Origin of the sequence: Micromonospora sp. WMMB482 (assembly GCF_019038635.1) — a bacterium.
In the GTDB taxonomy this organism is placed as follows: domain Bacteria; phylum Actinomycetota; class Actinomycetes; order Mycobacteriales; family Micromonosporaceae; genus Micromonospora; species Micromonospora marina.
In genome coordinates, this window is record NZ_JAHOPD010000020.1 from 802357 (window position 1) to 819913 (window position 17557).

The following is a 17557-nucleotide window of genomic DNA, read 5'->3' on the forward strand; positions in this document are numbered from 1 at the left end:
TTCAGCCCTTGACCGCTCCCGCCACCAGGCCGGAGACCATCCGGCGCTGCACCAGCAGGAAGAAGACGATCACCGGCAGGGTGAACAGCGTGGACGCGGCCATGACCGAGCCCCAGGCGGTGTCGTCCCGGCCGAAGAAGAACGTCATCGCCACCGGCAGCGTGTACTTCTGCTGGTCGTTGATGAAGGTCAAGGCGAAGATCAGCTCGTTCCAGGCGGTGATGAACGAGAAGATGCTGGTGGCGACCAGGCCGGGCGCGACGAGCGGGAACAGCACCTTGCGGAACGTCTGGGCCCGGCTGGCGCCGTCGATGGCGGCGGCCTCCTCCAGTTCCTTCGGTACCGCGGCGACGAAGCCGCGCAGCATCCAGACCGCGAACGGCAGCGAGAAGCCGAGGTACGTGAGGATCAGGCTGGGCAGCGTGTTGTAGAGGCCGAGCCGCTGGATCATCAGGAACAGCGGGATGACCAGCGCCTCCAGCGGGATCATCTGCACCACCAGCAGCATGATCAGGAAGGTGGTGCGCAGCTTGAACCGGAACCGGGCCACGGCGGTCGCGGCGAGCAGCGCGACCAGCCCGCTCAGCAGCACCGTCGCCAGCGCGACGAGCGCGCTGTTGAGGAAGAAGTCGGCGAACGTGACGCCCGGGATCAGGTTGCCGGTGAGGATCTCCCGGTAGTGCTCCAGCGTCGGCTCCGCCGGCACCGGCCGGGGGGTGGACGAGAAGATCTCCCGGTTGGGCTTCAGGGAGGTCGCCACCATCCAGTAGACCGGGAAGGCGGCGAAGAGCGCGACCAGCAGGCCCGCGCCGTTGAGGGCGATCTTCTTCGTCATTCGTCCTCCTGCCGCAGCACCATGCGGACGTACAGGGCGGTCACCACGAGCAGGATCACGGTGAGGATGACCGCGATGGCGGAGCCGAGGCCGTACTTGGGCGGCGGCGAGAACGCCTCCGCGTACGAGTAGATCGACAGCATGAACGTCGTCCGGTCCTGGGTGCCGCCGGCCAGCACGAACTGCTGGGTGAAGACCTTGAAGTCCCAGATCGTGGAGAGCACCACGAGGATGCCGAAGACCGGCCGCAGCATCGGGAACGTGACCTTCCAGAACACCTTCCACGGCCCGGCGCCGTCGACCCGAGCCGCCTCCTGCAACTCCGTCGGCACGCTCTTGAGCCCGGCCAGGACGCTCACCGCGATGAACGGGAACGAGTGCCAGACCACCACGAGCGTCAGGATGGCGAAGAACAGCAGCGGGTCGTTGAACCAGCCGTACCCGGTCCAGTCGCTGCGCCCGAACAGGGCCGTGGAGAGCCCGTCCGGAAGCTTGTTGAACAGCCAGGTGACCAGGCCGCTCGTGTCGTCGAAGATCCACTTCCAGACGATCGTGCCGGTCAGCGCCGGGGTGGCCCAGGCGAGCATCACGCAGCTCGCCACGAACGTGACCATCTTCTTGCCCAGGCGGTTGAGCAGCAGCCCGACCAGCGTGCCGAGGATCATCGTGAGCGCCACGTTGGCGAGCGCGAACAGCACGGTGTTGCGCAGCACCGTACGGAAGAACGGGTCGCCGAGGATCTGCGCGTAGTTGGCCAGGCCGACCCACGGCCACTCGCGGTCGCCGCGCAGCTGCCGGACGTTGTCCAGCTTGTGGAAGGACATCCACACGACCTGGCCGAGGGGCCAGAGCAGCAACACGGCGATGATCGCCAGGCAGGGCAGGAGGAGCAGGTACGGAAGGTGGTCCACCCGGCGACGGCGCCGCCGCGCGGGGGTCTCCCGCGCGGCGGCCTCGCCGGGGCTCTTTGTCAGTAGGCTCACTTGCTGTTCAAAATGCCTTCCATCTCGGTGGCCGCGTCGGCGGTTGCCTTCTCGACCGTCTTCTGGCCCTTGATGACCGAGCTGTTCATCGCCTGGGTCACCGTCTTGGTCCGGCTGACCTCGACCCACTTCGGGGTGAGCGGGGTCAGCTTCGTGTTCTGGATGGCGGTGGCGAACGCGGCCATCACCTTGTCGTTGGCGTAGTCGCCGCTGCTCACCAGGTCCTGGTAGACCGGGAAGAAGCCGAGGCTGCTGGCGAACTCCTTGTCCTTCTGCTTGCTCAGCAGCACGGTCATGTAGTCCCAGGCCAGCGCCTGCCGCTCGCTGTCCTTCCAGATGGCGATGTCGGAGCCGCCGGCGAACGCCGGGGCGGGCTTGCCGTCCGGGCCGGGGATCGGGAACGTGCCCCACACCTTCTCGATGTCGGGGTTGTCCTTCTTCATCGCGCCGCCCTGCCAGCTACCGGCGAACGCCATGGCGGCCTTGCCGGTGGCGAACTGGGTGCGGGCGTCGACCTCGTTCCACCCGGCGGCCGCCGGTGGGGCGACCTTGTGCACGGTCACCAGGTCGGTCCAGAACTTGACCGCCTTCTGCGCCTCGGGGGTGTTGTAGCCGGACTTCCAGGTGTCGCCCTCCTTGGTGGCGATCTCCCCGCCGGCACCCCAGAGGAAGGAGTAGAACGGCAGCTCGGAGTTGCCGGGCAGGGCGATGCCGTAGGTGCCGGGCTTCTTGGCCTGCACGGCCTTCGCGGCGGCGATCATCTCGTCCCAGTTCGTCGGCGGCTTGACGCCCGCCTCGGCGAACCAGTCGGTGCGGTAGTAGACGGCGCGGACGCCGGCGTACCACGGCACGCCGTACTGCTTGCCGTCGAGCTGGGCGTTCTTGACCAGGTCGGGCAGGATGTCCTTGCCCTCGGACCAGCCGTTGAACTTGTCCGAGACGTCGGCCAGGGCCTCCTGCGCGGCCCAGCCCTGGGTCTCGGTGTTGCCCAGCTCGGTGACGTCCGGGCCCTCCCCGCCGGCGAGCGCGGCCTGGAACTTCTTCGGCGCCTCGAGCCAGGGAATGTACTGCACCACGACGTCGGTCTCGGGGTGCTTCTTCTTGAACTCCGCCTCGACGCTGTCGAGGAACGTGGTCTGGGCGTCGCCGCCCTCACCCATCATCCACACAGTGAGCTTGCTGTTGTCGGCGGCCTTGTCGTCGTCGCCGGAGCCACCGCAAGCGGTCAGCACCAACGCGGCCGACGCCACGATGGCGGTGACCGGAGCCAGCCGCTTCCACCTGTTCACGCCATATCTCCCTCAGGGCCGTTTGGCACTAACCTTCTCCGCCGCACCTTAGTAGGAAAATTTCCTTTACAACAGGGGGTGTTCGTGGCGGAGGGCACAGGCGACCGTATCGCAGCCTGATGCCCGGCCGACATTGCTGCCGTCCGGGCAGTTCAGGGCACGCATACGCCGACGGGCGCCCGGCCGGTGAGGCCGGGCGCCCGTCGAGGCGCGTGGTGCGGGGTCAGTAGCGCGAGACGCCGCGGCGACGGCCGAGACCGGCCACCAGGGCCACGCCGATCGCGGCGAACAGCACCTGCAGCATCAGCTCGCGCCAGTCGATGCCGGCGGTCTCGGCGAAGCCGGAGGCCCGGGCGACGATGGTGCCCAGAAGCGCGGCGCCGACGCCGATCAGCATGTGCAGCCAGATGGGCATGTTCTGCCGGCCCGGCACGACCAGCCGGCCCAGCGCGCCGACGATCAGACCAACGACCAGCGCCGTGATGATGCCCCAAACGGTGAGCTCCATGGTCGCCCTCCTCCTTAAGATCGGGTCACACGTTTTTGTGTGGTTACTGTCGTGATCGCTAAGTTCCCGACCGCCCGGGAATCCAAACCGACTCCGATGACGAATTGTGCAGACATGCTCTGACCTGCTGCTTCTCTCCGAAACCCGGCGCGGCGGGCGAGCCCGGTGCACCGACGGAGTTCAATGCGCCGAATACCCCGACGGGCGCCCGGCCGCATCGGCCGGGCGCCCGTCGAGGCGCGTGGTGCGTCGATCAGTGATGCGAGACGCTGCGGCGGCGGCCGACGCCGGCCACCAGGGCCACGGCGATGGCGGCGAGCACGACCTGCACGGCCAGCTCGGCCCAGTCGATACCGGCGGTCTGCGTGGCGATGCCGAGCGCGCGGGCCAGGACGGTGCCCAGCAGCGCGGCGCCGACGCCGATCACCATGTGCAGCCACATCGGCATGTTCTGCCGGCCCGGCACGACCAGCCGGCCCAGCGCGCCGACGATCAGACCCACGACGAGCGCGGTGATGATGCCCCAGACGGTGAACTCCACGGTCGGTCCTCCTAAAGCGATTTCGCACGTTCTGTGCGGTTGCTGTCGTGCCCGCTAAGTGCCCGACGCATCGAAAATCGAAACCGGCGGCATCGACCGCCGCTCCCCCGACTGAGACGAACCCGCAGGTGGGAGCGCTACCGACAACTGAAAATTTCCTGGGTACGCCGACCGGCCGGCGCCCTGTTCAGGGCGCCGGCCGGTTCGTGGAACCTGACGGGCTACTTCTTGCCGGCCGACTTGGTGTCGCCGGAGTCGGACGACAGCGCCGCGATGAACGCCTCCTGAGGAACCTCCACCCGGCCCACCATCTTCATCCGCTTCTTGCCCTCCTTCTGCTTCTCCAGCAGCTTGCGCTTACGGCTGATGTCACCGCCGTAGCACTTGGCGAGCACGTCCTTGCGGATCGCGCGGATCGTCTCCCGGGCGATGACCCGGCTGCCGATGGCCGCCTGGATCGGCACCTCGAACTGCTGGCGCGGGATCAACGAGCGCAGCTTCGCCGCGATCGTCGTGCCGTACGTGTACGCCTTGTCCTTGTGCACGATCGCGCTGAACGCGTCGACCGGCTCGCCGTGCAGCAGGATGTCGACCTTGACCAGGTCGGACGCCTGCTCGCCGGAGGGCTCGTAGTCGAGCGAGGCGTAACCCTTGGTGCGGCTCTTGAGCTGGTCGAAGAAGTCGAAGATGATCTCGGCCAGCGGCAGCGTGTAGCGCAGCTCCACCCGGTCGGCGGAGAGGTAGTCCATGCCGAGCAGGCTGCCCCGGCGACCCTGGCACAGCTCCATCACCGCGCCGACGTAGTCGTTCGGGGTCAGCACGGTGGCCCGCACGGTCGGCTCGTACACCTCGGCGATCTTGCCGGTCGGGTACTCGCTCGGGTTGGTGACCACGACCTCCTCGCCGTCCTCCTGGATGGCCCGGTAGACCACGTTAGGCGCGGTGGAGATCAGGTCGAGGTTGAACTCCCGCTCCAGCCGCTCCCGGATGATCTCCAGGTGCAGCAGGCCGAGGAAGCCGCAGCGGAAGCCGAAGCCCAGCGCGCCGGAGGTCTCCGGCTCGTACGTGAGCGCCGCGTCGTTGAGCTTGAGCTTGTCCAGCGCCTCACGCAGGTTCGGGTAGTCCGAGCCGTCGATCGGGTAGAGCCCCGAGTAGACCATCGGCTTCGGATCCTTGTAGCCGCCGAGCGCCTCGGACGCCGGCCGCCCGTTGATGGTGACCGTGTCACCGACCCGGGACTGCCGCACGTCCTTCACGCCGGTGATCAGGTAACCCACCTCGCCGACGCCGAGCGCGTCGGCCTTCACCATCTCCGGCGAGATGACGCCGATCTCCAGCAGCTCGTGGACCGCACCGGTGGACATCATCTTGATCCGGTCCCGGGCGGAGATCCGGCCGTCGATCACCCGGACGTACGTGACCACGCCCCGGTACACGTCGTACACCGAGTCGAAGATCATCGCGCGGGCCGGCGCCTCGGCGTCGCCCACCGGCGGCACGAACTGCCGGACGATCTCGTCCAGGAGGTAGGGCACGCCCTCGCCGGTCTTGCCGGAAACCCTGATGCAGTCCGCCGGGTCGCCGCCGATCAGGTGGGCCAGCTCCTCGGCGTACTTCTCCGGCTGGGCGGCCGGCAGGTCGATCTTGTTGAGCACCGGGATGATGTGCAGGTCGTTCTCGAGCGCCAGGTAGAGGTTGGCGAGCGTCTGCGCCTCGATGCCCTGCGCGGCGTCGACGAGCAGGATCGCGCCCTCACAGGCGGCGAGCGAACGGGACACCTCGTAGGTGAAGTCCACGTGGCCCGGGGTGTCGATCATGTTGAGCACGGCGGTCTCGCCGGCCCGGTCGCCCTCCCGGATCGTCCACGGCATCCGCACGGCCTGGCTCTTGATGGTGATCCCGCGCTCGCGCTCGATGTCCATCCGGTCCAGGTACTGCGCGCGCATCTGCCGCGGATCGACCACACCGGTGAGCTGCAACATCCGGTCGGCCAGGGTCGACTTCCCGTGGTCGATGTGGGCGATGATGCAGAAGTTGCGGATGCGCGCCGGGTCGGTGGCACCAGGAGCGTTCGCGCCGGGATCGAGCGTCGGTGGCACAGCGGTCCGTTCTGGTCGGCTGACGTGAGCGGGCCGGCGCGCCGCCGGCCCCCTCCATGGTCCCACGTCGCCCGGGGCGCGCCCGGGCTCCCCCTTCACTCCACGCCTATTCCACGGGTGGCTCGACGAACAGCGCGGCCAGCCTCGGCAACCGGCGGCGAGCCTCCTCCTCGTCGTCGAAGTCCCAGAAGTCGTTCAGGTCGGGCACCGGGACCGGGTCGCGCTCGGCCGGCAGGTCGGACGCGGTGGCCTTCCGGTAGGCGTCCCACGGCACCGCAAGCATCTGCTCGCACTCGAACTCCTCGCCGCTGAGCGCGGCGGCCCGGACCTGCGGCAGCTCGGCCAGCGAGTCCGGGTCGCCGACCGTCCGGGCGAACACCGCCCGGCCCTGGGTCATCAGCCAGCCCCGGAAGTACTCGAAGCCGTCGTCCGACGCGCCCCCGTTGATCAGGTACGCCGCGCCCCAGAGGTCGACCTTGTAGGAGGCGGCGAGCACCCGCCGCTGGTGGTGGGCGTATCCGACGATCTCCTCCGGGTCGCGCTCGGCCAGCAGCGCGACCGCCCGGGCGGCCACCGCGTCGGGCTCTCCCCCGGCGCCGGCGCGGGCCTCGTCGATCAACTGCCAGAACTCGTCGGTCCTCATGGCAGGCAGTCTGGCAGAGCCCACCGACGCGCCGGTCCGCCGCGCGCCGCGGGTACGGCAGCATGATGTGGTGCGCCCGATCTCCCTGCCGCCGGTTCCGTACGGGTCGACGGCCGTCCGGCCCGGCTGGGCCGACCTGCCGGCTGCGCTGCGGGACGCGCTCGCCGCCCGGATCGGCGGTCCACCGGCGGCGGTCCGGGTGGCGGCTGGCGGGTTCACCAGCGGCTTCGCCGCCGTACTGACCGGCCCTGCCGGCGAGCGGGCGTTCGTCAAGGCGGCGGCACTGAACGGGCAACGGCACCTGGTCGACTGGTACGCCCACGAAGCGGCGATCCTGGCCCGGCTCCCGGCCGGCCTGCCGGTGCCCCGGCCGCGCTGGGCGCTCACCGAGTCCGGCTGGTACGCGCTCGCGCTCGACGCGATCGACGGGCACACCCCCCGCCTGCCCTGGGCGCCGAGCGAGCTGGATGCCGCCCTCGCCGCGTACGCCGAGGTGGCCGCCGCGCTCGCCACCGCGCCCGCGGAACTGGCCGCGCTCCGGCTCCCCCGCCTCGCGGACCTGGCCCGCGACGACATCCTCTGGTGGGGCGAGGTGGCCGCCGGACGCGAGCCGCTGCCCGAGCAGGCCGCCGGCGCCCCGCTGGCCGAGCTGGTCACGCTGGAGTCGCGCCTGCCCCGGTACGCCGACGCCGCCCCCGGCCTGGCCCACGGCGACCTGCGGGTGGACAACCTCCTGATCGACTCCGGCGGGCGGGCCTGGCTGTGCGACTGGCCCTGGCTCTGCCACGGCCCGGCCTGGTTCGACCTGGCCGGGCTGCTGCTCACCGCGTACGCCAGCGGCCTGGACGCGGACGCCGCGTTCGCGGGGCACCCGGCGGCGGCAGGGGCGCCCGCTGACGCGCTGGACGTGACGCTCGCCGCGCTGGCCGGGTACTTCCTGACCGGCGCCGCCGCCGGGCCGTCGAGCGCCTCCCCGCACCTGCGCGCCCACCAGCGGTGGAGCGGGGAGCAGGCACTCGGCTGGCTGGCCGAGCGCCGGGGCTGGTCCTGGGCACACCCCACCCCCTCCCCTTGATCCACACCAGTTCGGCGAGGTGGCGGCATCCCAGGAGCCCTGACCTCACCACCTCCCCGAAGTGGCGCGCCGCTCGACCAGGCTGGATGGGGCCGGGCGGAGGCGTTTTGGCTCGTCCGGGGCCGACCTGGTAGCCTGGCTTTTCGCGCGGCGATGACGCATGCTCGTCGTGCGCGAAAGCAGACCAACCCGAGCTATCAAGACGAGGCTGTCGCGTGGCGAACATCAAGTCCCAGATCAAGCGCAACCGGCAGAACGAGAAGCGCCGGCTGCGTAACAAGTCGGTCAAGTCGTCGCTGAAGACCGCCATCCGGAAGTTCCACGAGGCTGCCGAGGCGGGCGACACCGAGAAGGCCACCGTGCTCATGCGTGAGGCCACCCGCAAGCTGGACAAGGCTGCCAGCAAGGGTGTCATCCACTCGAACCAGGCGGCCAACCGGAAGTCGGCGATCGCCAAGCGCGTCGCCTCGTTCTCTGCCTGACCAGCGCTACAGATCCCACCGGAAGCCCCGGGGCCACCGCGCCCACGGGGCTTCCGCCTGTCCACCCTCCCCCGCAGCGCGGCGCGCTGAGGGACCGGTTCGGAGATCTTGGAGGATTTCGGCCTCTATAGGGGCCCTCTCGTACCAAGATCTGCGGCGGTGATCGGTGCCGCCGGCGACCGCTGCGGGCAGCGGTCGCCCGGACTCCGTGCATGTGCGGCCGACGGGCCGATGATCACGTCAGCGGGAGGACGCGAACCTCGGGAGGCGCTGCGGGCGGCTCCGGTGTGCGGCTGCCCGCAGCGGCCGAGGTGAGCTGGGTGTCGGCGCACACCAGGAACGCCGTGGTCACCGCTCGCCGGGGCGGTCGAACGTCGAGCGTCGCGGATGGTGGTAGCGGATGCCCCGGGGGTCGGCGATCGGCGTCGGACCGTCCGGAAACACCCGCCCGCTCGCCGGCGTCGCGCCGCCTGACAACGCACGGACGCTTGCCGATGTCGGTGCGCCCGGTAGCGCACGGGCGCTGGTGGGCACCCGGGCCCGCCCGATCACCGGTTCCATCTGCCGGCGGAAGCGGTCCCGCTCCTGTTCGGGCACCTGCGCTGCGGTGCGGACGACCATCTCCGCCACCACGTCGTTGAGCTTGACCATCGCCGCGACCGCGACCGGCAGCGCCAGCACCGCCCACCAGCTGACCAGCTCGGCGAGCGCGAGCAGCACGGCCAGCGCCACCGCGCCCTCGAAGAAGAGGAAGCAGAGCACCCCACCCGGGTTGACGAAGCGCAGCCCCAGCACCCGGGCGTAGAGCGGGCGGTACCGCTCCTCGTCCGTGGCCACCGTCGACCACGCTCGGGTCACCGGGCGCCGCCCTGCCGGGCCGCGGCCACCGAGAACACGGCCCGCTCCAGCGCGTACGCCCGGTCGTCGGCGCCGCCCTTGACCGCCGCGTTGCACTCGGCGGCCACCCGCATCGCCTCGACCAGGCCCTCGGGCGTCCAGCCCCGGGCGCGTACCTGAGCCTTCTCGATCTTCCAGGCCGGCATGCCGAGCGTCTTGGCCAACTGGAACGCGTTGCCCCGGCCGGCGGCGGCGACCCGGGCCACGGTCCGTACGCCGTCGGCCAGCGCGTCGGCGATCGGCACCGGGTCGACGCCGACGTGCAGCGCCCACCGCAGCGCCTCCAGCGCCCCGGGCACGTCACCGACCATCGTCGCGTCGGCGACGGTGAAGCCGGTCACCTCGGCCCGTCCCCGGTAGTAGCGGGCGACGGTGTCCGCGCCGATCCGCCCGTCGGTGTCGGCGACCAGCTGCGAGCAGGCGGCAGCCAGCTCACGCATGTCGTTGCCGACGGCCGCGACCAGGGCGTCGGCCGCGTCGGGCGTGCACTTGCCGCCGTGGCGGCGGATCTCGTCCCGCACGAAGGCGGCCCGCTCGCGGTCGCCCTTCAGCTTCACCGCCGGCACCACTGTGGCGCCCGCCGCCCGCAGGCCGTCCGCGAACGCCTTGCCCTTGGCCCCGCCCAGGTGCAGCACCACGAGTTGCACGTCCGGGTCGGGATTCTTCGCGTACGCGAGCAGCGCGGTGGACAGGTCCTTGCGAGCGTCCTGACCGGAGCGGAGCACGAGCACCCGGCGACCGCCGAACAGTGAAGGGCTGAGCATCTCGGCGATCTCGCCGACGGTGAGCGTGCCGGCCTGGTATTCCCGCACGTCCACGTCGGGGTCGACCTCGCGGGCCCGGCCGACGGCTTCGGTGACCGCTCGCGTGGCGAGCAGCTCCTCGTCGCCGAGGACGAGCACAATAGGAGGCAGGTCGGCGGGGGTCACGTCGCCCATACTCGCACGCCCTTCGACCCGGCCGGGCCTGCTCATCGGGGACTGTGACGGCGCAGCCCGCACACAGCGCAAATCCAGACATTTGCCTTGATCTCCCATCTACCCCAACAAGATTCCCCCTGTTCAGGGTGGCCGTCCCGACTCGGCGCCGCGCTTCACCACCGCGAGCCCGCCGCTCACCCGGACCGCTGCGATGTCCCCGTCGGTGTCGGTACGCAACACCCGGGCGCCGCCCCGGCTCAGCCGGTCCAGCAGCCCGGCGGCGGGGTGCCCGTAGTCGTTGCCGACGCCCACGCAGACGAGCGCCACCGCCGGACGCACCGCGGCCAGGAACTCCGGATCCTGGTACGCCGACCCGTGGTGGGCGACCTTCAGCACGTCCGCCCGGATCTGGGCGGCCGGTGTCGTCTCCAGCATCGCCCGCTGTTCCTCCGTCTCGGCGTCCCCGGTGAGCAGGATGCGTACCCCGTCCACGGTGGCGGCCAGCACCAGCGAGTTGTTGTTCGGGTCGGACCGGCTGCCCCGCAGCGGGTACGGCGGCCCGACCGCGACCAGGTCCACTGCGCCCGCCCGCCACCGCCACCCCGCCTGCACCCGAGCCAGTGGCGAACCGGCCCGGCGGGCCGCCTCGCGTACCTGAGCTGCGCCGTAGGGCGGCTCGGACCAGGACGGACCCACCACCGCACCCACCCGACGGCCCCGGAACACCCCGGCCACGCCGCCGACGTGGTCGACGTGGAAGTGACTGACCACCAGCAGCGGCACCTCGCGTACCCGAAGGCGGCGCAGGCAGGCGTCCACGCCTGACGGCTCCGGGCCGGCGTCCACCACCACGGCCCGGCCGGCGGCGACCGGCAGCACCACCGTGTCCCCCTGCCCCACCGCGCACGCCACCACCACCCAGCCGCGTGGCGGCCAGCCGGAGGCGAGCAGTCGTACCGGCACCGCGCCCAGCACCACCGCCACCGCGACGACAGCGATCAGCCGCCGCGCCCGGCGCCGGCGGACGGCGAGCAGCAGCGACACGCTCACCGCCGCCAGCAGCAGCGCCCCGGCCACCCCGCCCGCCCACGGCAGGTTCCCGGCCGGCAGGTCCGCCCCGTGCGCGGCCACCGCCACCAGCCAGCGCGCCGGCCAACTCGCCAGCCAGGCCAGGAACTCCGCACCGCCCGGCCACACCGGCGACAGCACCGCCGCCAGCACGCCGAGCACAGTGGCCGGCGCGACGGCCGGCACCGCGAGCAGGTTCGCCGGCACCGCCACGAGGCTCACCGTCGCGGACAGCCCGGCGATCACCGGGCCGCAGGCCAGTTGCGCGGCTGCCGGCACCGCGAGCGCCTCGGCCAGCCCGGCCGGTACGCCCCGGCGCCGCAACGCGTCCCGCCAGCCCGGCGCGAGCAGCAGCAGCCCGCCGGTGGCGCAGACCGACAACGCGAAACCCGGGTCACCCGCGAGGTCCGGGTCGTACAGCACCAGGCCGGTGACAGCGGTGGCGAGCGCGGGCAGCGCCGACCGGGACCGCCCGGCGGCGAGCGCGGCGAGCCCGATCGCGCCCATCGCTGCGGCACGCACCACGCTCGGCGAGGGCCGCACCAGGATGACGAACCCGACGAGCGCGAGGACGCAGAGGACGGCGGCGGTACGCGGACCGGCGCGCGCCCAGCGGGCCAGCAGCAGCACCGCCCCGACGACGATCGCCACGTTTGAGCCGGACACCGCGTTGAGGTGTGTCATCCCGGTGGCCCGGAAGTCCTCCTCCACCTCCGGCAGCAGCCGGCTGGTGTCCCCCACCACCAGACCCGGCAGCAACCCGCCCGGCGCGTCGGGCAACGGTTCGCAGGCCCGTTGCAGCCCGGCGCGCAGCACACCCGCGGCCCGTTGCGGCCACGACGCGTCGCCGCGCGGCGTGGGCGGGTCGGCGGTGGAGAGCACGGCGGCGTTGAGGTCGCCGCCCCGCGGGGCGGACAGCCGCCCCTGAATGACGACCCGCTGGCCCGGCAGCAGCGGCCGCCAGGACGGGTCGGTCGCCAGCACCAGCACGCGTACCGGGCCGGTGACCCGAGCGCCGTCGGGTCCGGTGAGGCGGACCAGGTCGACGCGGACCAGCAGCATCGGTTGCCGGCCGGGGGCGCCGCGTATCGGGCGCGGGTCGTCGCGCAGCACCAGGTCGGCGGTGACCCGGGCTCCTTCGGTCACGAGCGCGCGTACCGGGGTAGCGTCCCGGATCGCGAGCCGGGCGCCGGTGGCCGCCGCACCGCAGACCACGCCGAGCAGCACGGCGACCACGATCCAGCCGTAGCGGCGGACCGGCTCCCCCGGTCGGCCGAGCACACCGCACAGGTGCAGGCCCGCCAGAACGGCGAGAACGGCGGTACCGGCGGCCAGCCACACGGTCGCCCGGACACCGAGGTGCAGCCCGGCCAGCGCGGCGAGCCAGGCGGCCATCGCCAGCCCGGCCAACCGCAGATCCGGCACCTCACGGCCGCCCACGTCCCCGTCGGCGACCACGACGCGGCCGTCGGCCAGATCGGGCCCTGACCCAGGTCGGCTGCTCACACCGTCACCAGTTCCTTGAGCTGCTCGTACCGCGCGTCGCCGATGCCGTCGACCTGGCGCAGGTCGGACACGGACCGGAAGCCGCCGTGCCGGTCCCGGTGGTCGAGGATCCGCTGGGCGAGCACCGGGCCGACGCCGGGCAGTGCGTCGAGCTGGCCGAGGGTGGCGGTGTTCAGGTTGACCGGCCCGGCCGGTGCCGCCGGACCGCCCGGAGCTGCCCCGCCGCCGGCCGGGGCGGGTCCGGCCGGTCCCGGTGGGGCGGTCACGCCGACCAGGATCAGCTCGCCGTCGGTGACCTTGCGGGCGGGATTGAGCAGCGCCACGTCGACGCCGGGCAGCGCGCCGCCGGCCGCTTCGACGGCGTCGGCGAGCCGGGCACCGGCCGGCAGCCGGACCAGGCCGGGGCGGCGGACCTTCCCGGCCACCGCGACGACGACCTGACCGGGTGAGCCGCCCGATGCGGGCGCACCGGCCACCACGTCGGTCACCCCGCCTGCCGGCGCCTCGGTGGCCGCCAGGACCGGCTGGACGGGTTCGGCGGTCGGACGCGAGCGCCACGCCCAGACGGCGGCCACCACGACCACGACTGCGGCCAGCACCGCGAGCGCACGCACACCCCGGCGGCCGGGGTCGAACGCGCCCGGGCCGGGCAGCCGGGACGCCAGACCTCGCGCGGACGCCGACTGACGGTTCCCCTCGTCGTCCGGCTCGGCGGACGCCGGATCCGCCCCGAACGGCTGCTCCGCACCGCCGTCCTGCTCCGGGACACCGCGCCGCAGCCCGAAACCCGTCTCGACCTCGCCCGGCCCACGCCCGGAACCCGGGCCGAGCCGCCCTCCGAAATCCGGTCCGGTCCCGCCGGTGGCATGCCCGGCGCCCGCACCGGACCCGCCGTTGACGACCGGCCCGGCGTCGTCGGGCCCAGGCTCGCGGTCCGGCCGGGACAGGGATGGCCCGGGCCACCACGAGGACCTCGCCGCCGAGCCGGGCCCGTGCGAGCGGGAGGCGGGGGTCGGCGGAACGGCAGCGGCGTCCGCGAACCCGAACAGCCGGGCGAGCCGCCGCCGTACCGTCGTCTCCTCGTCGTCTGGCACGGCTCGGGACGCTACGACGACGCCTCGTGCCGCATCGGCCGCTCAGCTCTTGGCTGTGGACGACCCGAGCACTGTGGACAGGCACCCGATCAAGCCGTCACCGTGCTAGGGCCTGCGCGGGGGATCAGCAGGCCCGTCAGCGCGCCTCCGGGTCCAGGCCGAGCGCGGCCCGTCCCCCGTCGACCGGCACCGTGGCGCCGTTGACGAACGAGGCACGCTCGGAGAGCAGGAACGCGACCACATCGGCCACCTCGTCGGTACGCCCGATCCGGCCGAGCGGGTGCAGCCGGGCCATCTCCGCGTCGGAGTGCGCCACCCCGGCCGGGTCGAGTCCGGCCAGGTAGGCGGCGTGCCGCTCGGTGTGGATGGAGCCGAGCGCGACCGCGTTGGCGCGGATCCCGCGCGGACCGTAGTCGACGGCGAGCGCCCGGGTCAGCCCCTCCAGCGCCGCCTTCGCGGTGGCGTACGGCAGGGCGCCCGGCACCGCCCGGCGGGCCTGGTGGGAGGAGACGTTGACGATCGCGCCGCCGGTACGCGCGGCGAGGAACCGGCGTACGGCGGTGGCGGCCCCCGCGACGGCGGGGCGCAGGTTGAGCGCGATGAGGTCGACGACCTCGCTCGCGGGCGCGCGGTGCAGGTCGGCGTCACGGAAGACGGCGGCGTTGTTGACCCAGCCGGTCAGCGGCGCGTACGCCTCGGCGCGGTCGGCGGCCCGGCCGGTGACCGCCTCGTCACCGGCGTCCCCGGTCACGGCGTGCAGCCGGTCGGCCAGCGGATGCCGGGCCAACCAGTCCAGCGCGCCGGTGTCCCGCTCGACCACGACCACCGTGCCGCCGTCGGCCGCCAGCCGCTCGACGATGGCCCGCCCGACGCCGCGCCCGCCGCCGGTGACGACAAACGACAGTGGGCTCATCCGGCCACCCTAGGGCGTGCGGCGGTGGACCACCACGCATGCCAGCCCGGGTCCGGCGTGGGCGGCGACGACGGCTCCGGCCTCGGTGACGTACGTGTCGTGCAGGCGGTCGCCCAGCCGCTCGGTCAGCGCCGCCAGCAACTGCTCGGCCCGCTGCGGCGCGGCGAGGTGGTGCACGCCGAGGTCCACCTCGCCGTCACCGGCTGCCTCGACGGCGAGGTCGACCAGACGCGCCACTCCCCGGCTGGCGGTACGGACCTTGTCCTTCACCACGATCGCGCCATCAGGCATGTGCATGATCGGCTTGACCGAGAGGGCGGTGCCGAGCAGTGCCTCGGCCGCGTTGATCCGGCCGCCCCGGCGCAGGAACTCCAGCGTGTCGACGTAGAAGTAGATGGTGGTCCGGGCGACCGCGTCCAGCGCCGCCTCGCGTACCCCGGTCAGGTCGGCGCCCTGCGCGGCGGCCGCGGCGGCGGCGAGCGCCGGGAAGCCGAGGCCCATGCCGGTGGATCGGCTGTCGACCACCGTGACCCGGTCGTCGCCGACCTCGGCGGCGGCCAGCCGGGCGGCCTCGACGGTGCCGGACAGTTCGGCGGACAGGTGCACCGACACCACGCCGTCGGCACCCTCGGCGAGCAGCGTGCGGTAGACCTGCGCGAACTGTTCCGGCGCGGGCCGGGATGTGCTCACCGAGACCCGCCGGCCGCTCAGCGCGCGGGTGGCGTCGGCCGGGGAGGTCTCGACGCCCTCCAGCCCTTCCGCGCCGTTGAGGACGACGGTGAGCGGGACAACTGTGAGCCCGCGTGCGCGGACCAGGTCGGGGGGCAGGTAGGCGGTGGAGTCGGTGACGACCGCGACGGGCATGACCGGCACGCTAGCCGATGACGCTGTGACGCGCCGGTGCCGGAGGTGTCAGACCGCGTCGGTGAGCGCCGGCTGGGCGATCAGGCCGACGTTGTGCGCGCGCAGGTGCCAGCCCGGCCGGGTACGCCGCTCCACCCCGTCGTCGCGACGCAGTTCGGTCCAGTGGCAGTTGGACAGCGAGCCGAGGCTGCGCAGCACCGTGTGGTCCCAGCCGAGCAGGTGTCCGACGCCCTGCCGGGCGCCGCCGCCGTGGGTGGCCACCACGACCGTGCCACCGACGGCGAGGTCGGCGGCGTCCTGGAACCCGGCGCCGAGCCGGGCGCCCAGGTCGCCCAGGGGCTCGATGCCGGCGCCGGGGTCGGGGTCGCCGGCCCGCCAGCGGGCGTACTCGTCGGGGAACCGCTCGGCCACCTCGGTCAGGGTGAGGCCCTGCCACTGGCCGAAGTGCCGTTCGCGCAGCCGGGCGTCGGAGCGGACCGGCAGCCCGGTCAGCGCCGCGAGCGCGGCGGCGGTGTCGGCGGCCCGGCTCAGGTCGCTGGCGACGATCGCGTCCGGGCGCAGCGCGGCGAGCACCGGCGCGGCGGCGCGCGCCTGCTCCCGGCCGAGGTCGTTGAGCGGCACGTCGGTCTGACCCTGGACCCGGCTCGCGGCGTTCCAGTCGGTGTTGCCGTGCCGCCAGACGATCAGGCGGGTCATTCGGCGGTGGCGGTGCCGGCGGCCGAGTCGGCCAGGTCGCGATCGGTGAACGGGATCTGCGGGCAGTCCTTCCAGAGCCGGTCGAGCGCGTAGAACTCGCGCTCCTCGGTGTGCTGGACGTGGACCACGATGTCGACGTAGTCGAGCAGCACCCAGCGGCCACCCCGCTCGCCCTCGCGGCGCACCGGCTTGGCCTTCTCCGGCAGCTCCAGCAGGCGCTCCTCGATGGCGTCGACGATGGCGAGCACCTGACGCTCGTTCGGAGCGGCGGCCAGCAGGAACGCGTCGGTGATCGCGAGCTGGTCGCCCACGTCGATGATGACGATGTCCTGTGCCTTCTTGTCGGCCGCGGCCTGGGCGGCGGCCATCGCCAGCTCGTGCGCGCGTTCGGAAACTGTCACCGTTCTCCTTCGATCAACCGTGCGACTCTCCAAGCCTCTCACACCCGGCGGTGTGGCGACTTGTCAGTTCTGGTCGATTTCAGGCACGAACCAGGATGTAAGGGGGCGAATCACCGCTGGTAGAGACGCCGTTTCGCGATGTACTGCACCACACCGTCGGGCACCAGATACCACACCGGCTCCCCCCGGGCGACCCGGGCGCGGCAGTCGGTCGAGGAGATGGCCATCGCGGGCACCTGCACAAGGCTCACCGAGTCGGCCGGCAGGTGCTTGTCGGTGAGCTCGAAGCCGGGCCGGGTCACGCCGATGAAGTGGGCCAGTTCGAGCGCGTCGTCCAAGTCCTTCCAGGAGAGGATGCGCTCCAGGGCGTCCGCGCCGGTGATGAAGAACAGCTGCGCTTTCGGGCCGTACTCGGCGTGCAGGTCGCGCAGCGTGTCGACGGTGTAGGTGGGACCGCCCCGGTCGATGTCGACCCGGCTCACCTGGAAACGCGGGTTGGAGGCGGTGGCGATCACCGTCATGAGATAGCGGTCCTCGGCCGGGGTGACCGTCTCCTCCGCCTTCTGCCACGGCTGTCCGGTCGGCACGAAGACGACCTCGTCCAGACCGAACCGGTCGGCCACCTCGCTCGCCGCCACCAGGTGCCCGTGGTGGATCGGGTCGAACGTGCCGCCCATGATGCCGACCCGCCGGATGTCTTCCTCCACCCAGCGATCGTAGGCCGCGTCCCGGAGCGGCCCGGG

General features: G+C 72.6%; 18 protein-coding genes. 2 read left to right on the forward strand and 16 right to left on the reverse strand.

The annotated features are described in order from the left end of the window. Window position 1: 1 nt before the first annotated feature. The 7 genes from KSK32_RS04575 to KSK32_RS04605 all read right to left on the reverse strand — a co-directional run bounded on the left by KSK32_RS04575 (window position 2) and on the right by KSK32_RS04605 (window position 6898). Entirely contained in the window at window positions 2-835 is an 834-nt protein-coding gene (locus KSK32_RS04575; protein WP_128136489.1) for a carbohydrate ABC transporter permease, read from the reverse strand. Beyond that, entirely contained in the window at window positions 832-1818 is a 987-nt protein-coding gene (locus KSK32_RS04580) for a carbohydrate ABC transporter permease (RefSeq protein ID WP_216928778.1), read from the reverse strand. Before KSK32_RS04580 ends, KSK32_RS04575 begins: the two co-directional genes overlap by 4 nt. Further along, on the reverse strand, window positions 1815-3107 hold the full coding sequence (locus KSK32_RS04585) for a sugar ABC transporter substrate-binding protein (protein WP_216928781.1): 1293 nt from the start codon (window positions 3105-3107) through the stop codon (window positions 1815-1817). The genes KSK32_RS04580 and KSK32_RS04585 overlap by 4 nt, the downstream gene beginning before the upstream one ends. Window positions 3108-3330: 223 nt before the next feature. Further along, window positions 3331-3615 (reverse strand): GlsB/YeaQ/YmgE family stress response membrane protein, encoded by a 285-nt coding sequence (locus KSK32_RS04590; protein WP_216928788.1) that lies wholly within the window; start codon window positions 3613-3615, stop codon window positions 3331-3333. A gap of 253 nt (window positions 3616-3868) precedes the next feature. After that, entirely contained in the window at window positions 3869-4156 is a 288-nt protein-coding gene (locus KSK32_RS04595; RefSeq protein WP_216928790.1) for a GlsB/YeaQ/YmgE family stress response membrane protein, read from the reverse strand. A gap of 221 nt (window positions 4157-4377) precedes the next feature. Beyond that, a complete protein-coding gene (lepA, locus tag KSK32_RS04600) occupies window positions 4378-6255 on the reverse strand; it encodes a translation elongation factor 4 (RefSeq protein WP_216928797.1) in 1878 nt (625 codons plus the stop codon). 106 nt (window positions 6256-6361) lie between these two features. Next, window positions 6362-6898 carry a DUF4240 domain-containing protein gene (locus KSK32_RS04605; RefSeq protein WP_216928799.1) on the reverse strand — a complete coding sequence of 179 codons (537 nt, stop codon included), beginning with the start codon at window positions 6896-6898 and terminating at the stop codon, window positions 6362-6364. Between KSK32_RS04605 and KSK32_RS04610 the strand changes: the two genes are divergently transcribed. Both KSK32_RS04610 and rpsT read left to right on the forward strand, forming a co-directional pair. Next, the gene (locus tag KSK32_RS04610; protein WP_254186940.1) at window positions 6897-7973 is read left to right on the forward strand and encodes a phosphotransferase; all 1077 of its coding nucleotides are present in this window, start codon (window positions 6897-6899) and stop codon (window positions 7971-7973) included. The two genes, KSK32_RS04605 and KSK32_RS04610, sit on opposite strands and share 2 nt — an antisense overlap. Before the next feature lie 215 nt (window positions 7974-8188). Further along, window positions 8189-8455, forward strand: coding sequence for a 30S ribosomal protein S20 (gene rpsT / locus KSK32_RS04615; RefSeq protein ID WP_013287988.1), 267 nt, complete (start codon window positions 8189-8191; stop codon window positions 8453-8455). A gap of 348 nt (window positions 8456-8803) precedes the next feature. Here rpsT and KSK32_RS04620 read toward each other — a convergent pair whose 3' ends face one another. The 9 genes from KSK32_RS04620 to nadD all read right to left on the reverse strand — a co-directional run bounded on the left by KSK32_RS04620 (window position 8804) and on the right by nadD (window position 17521). Next, on the reverse strand, window positions 8804-9313 hold the full coding sequence (locus KSK32_RS04620) for a hypothetical protein (protein ID WP_216927970.1): 510 nt from the start codon (window positions 9311-9313) through the stop codon (window positions 8804-8806). After that, window positions 9310-10290, reverse strand: a complete 981-nt coding sequence (holA, locus tag KSK32_RS04625; RefSeq protein WP_216927969.1) for a DNA polymerase III subunit delta — start codon at window positions 10288-10290, stop codon at window positions 9310-9312. The genes KSK32_RS04620 and holA overlap by 4 nt, the downstream gene beginning before the upstream one ends. Before the next feature lie 123 nt (window positions 10291-10413). After that, window positions 10414-12735, reverse strand: a complete 2322-nt coding sequence (locus KSK32_RS04630; protein ID WP_254187511.1) for a ComEC/Rec2 family competence protein — start codon at window positions 12733-12735, stop codon at window positions 10414-10416. A 107-nt stretch (window positions 12736-12842) separates the two neighbouring features. Beyond that, window positions 12843-13625: a ComEA family DNA-binding protein gene (locus KSK32_RS04635; protein WP_254187512.1), complete on the reverse strand. Its 783-nt coding sequence runs from the start codon at window positions 13623-13625 to the stop codon at window positions 12843-12845. Between the two features lie 451 nt (window positions 13626-14076). Then, on the reverse strand, window positions 14077-14853 hold the full coding sequence (locus KSK32_RS04640) for an SDR family NAD(P)-dependent oxidoreductase (RefSeq protein ID WP_216928800.1): 777 nt from the start codon (window positions 14851-14853) through the stop codon (window positions 14077-14079). 9 nt (window positions 14854-14862) lie between these two features. Then, window positions 14863-15717 (reverse strand): DegV family protein, encoded by an 855-nt coding sequence (locus KSK32_RS04645; RefSeq protein WP_216928802.1) that lies wholly within the window; start codon window positions 15715-15717, stop codon window positions 14863-14865. Window positions 15718-15765: 48 nt separating this feature from the next. Then, a complete protein-coding gene (locus KSK32_RS04650; RefSeq protein ID WP_216928804.1) occupies window positions 15766-16413 on the reverse strand; it encodes a histidine phosphatase family protein in 648 nt (215 codons plus the stop codon). Further along, window positions 16410-16814: a ribosome silencing factor gene (gene rsfS / locus KSK32_RS04655; RefSeq protein WP_013287996.1), complete on the reverse strand. Its 405-nt coding sequence runs from the start codon at window positions 16812-16814 to the stop codon at window positions 16410-16412. Before rsfS ends, KSK32_RS04650 begins: the two co-directional genes overlap by 4 nt. 110 nt (window positions 16815-16924) lie before the next feature. Beyond that, window positions 16925-17521: a nicotinate-nucleotide adenylyltransferase gene (nadD, locus tag KSK32_RS04660; RefSeq protein WP_216928806.1), complete on the reverse strand. Its 597-nt coding sequence runs from the start codon at window positions 17519-17521 to the stop codon at window positions 16925-16927. Between the last annotated feature and the right edge of the window lie 36 nt (window positions 17522-17557).

Bases quoted from the DNA above. Each gene is read 5' to 3' on its own strand.
- KSK32_RS04640 (WP_216928800.1), bottom strand. From the start codon at position 14,853: ATGAGCCCACTGTCGTTTGTCGTCACCGGCGGCGGGCGCGGCGTCGGG.
- KSK32_RS04605 (WP_216928799.1), bottom strand. From the start codon at position 6,898: ATGAGGACCGACGAGTTCTGGCAGTTGATCGACGAGGCCCGCGCCGGC.
- KSK32_RS04610 (WP_254186940.1), top strand. From the start codon at position 6,897: ATGGCAGGCAGTCTGGCAGAGCCCACCGACGCGCCGGTCCGCCGCGCG.
- KSK32_RS04630 (WP_254187511.1), bottom strand. From the start codon at position 12,735: ATGGCCGCCTGGCTCGCCGCGCTGGCCGGGCTGCACCTCGGTGTCCGG.
- KSK32_RS04650 (WP_216928804.1), bottom strand. From the start codon at position 16,413: ATGACCCGCCTGATCGTCTGGCGGCACGGCAACACCGACTGGAACGCC.
- KSK32_RS04645 (WP_216928802.1), bottom strand. From the start codon at position 15,717: ATGCCCGTCGCGGTCGTCACCGACTCCACCGCCTACCTGCCCCCCGAC.
- holA (WP_216927969.1), bottom strand. From the start codon at position 10,290: ATGGGCGACGTGACCCCCGCCGACCTGCCTCCTATTGTGCTCGTCCTC.
- KSK32_RS04575 (WP_128136489.1), bottom strand. From the start codon at position 835: ATGACGAAGAAGATCGCCCTCAACGGCGCGGGCCTGCTGGTCGCGCTC.
- KSK32_RS04590 (WP_216928788.1), bottom strand. From the start codon at position 3,615: ATGGAGCTCACCGTTTGGGGCATCATCACGGCGCTGGTCGTTGGTCTG.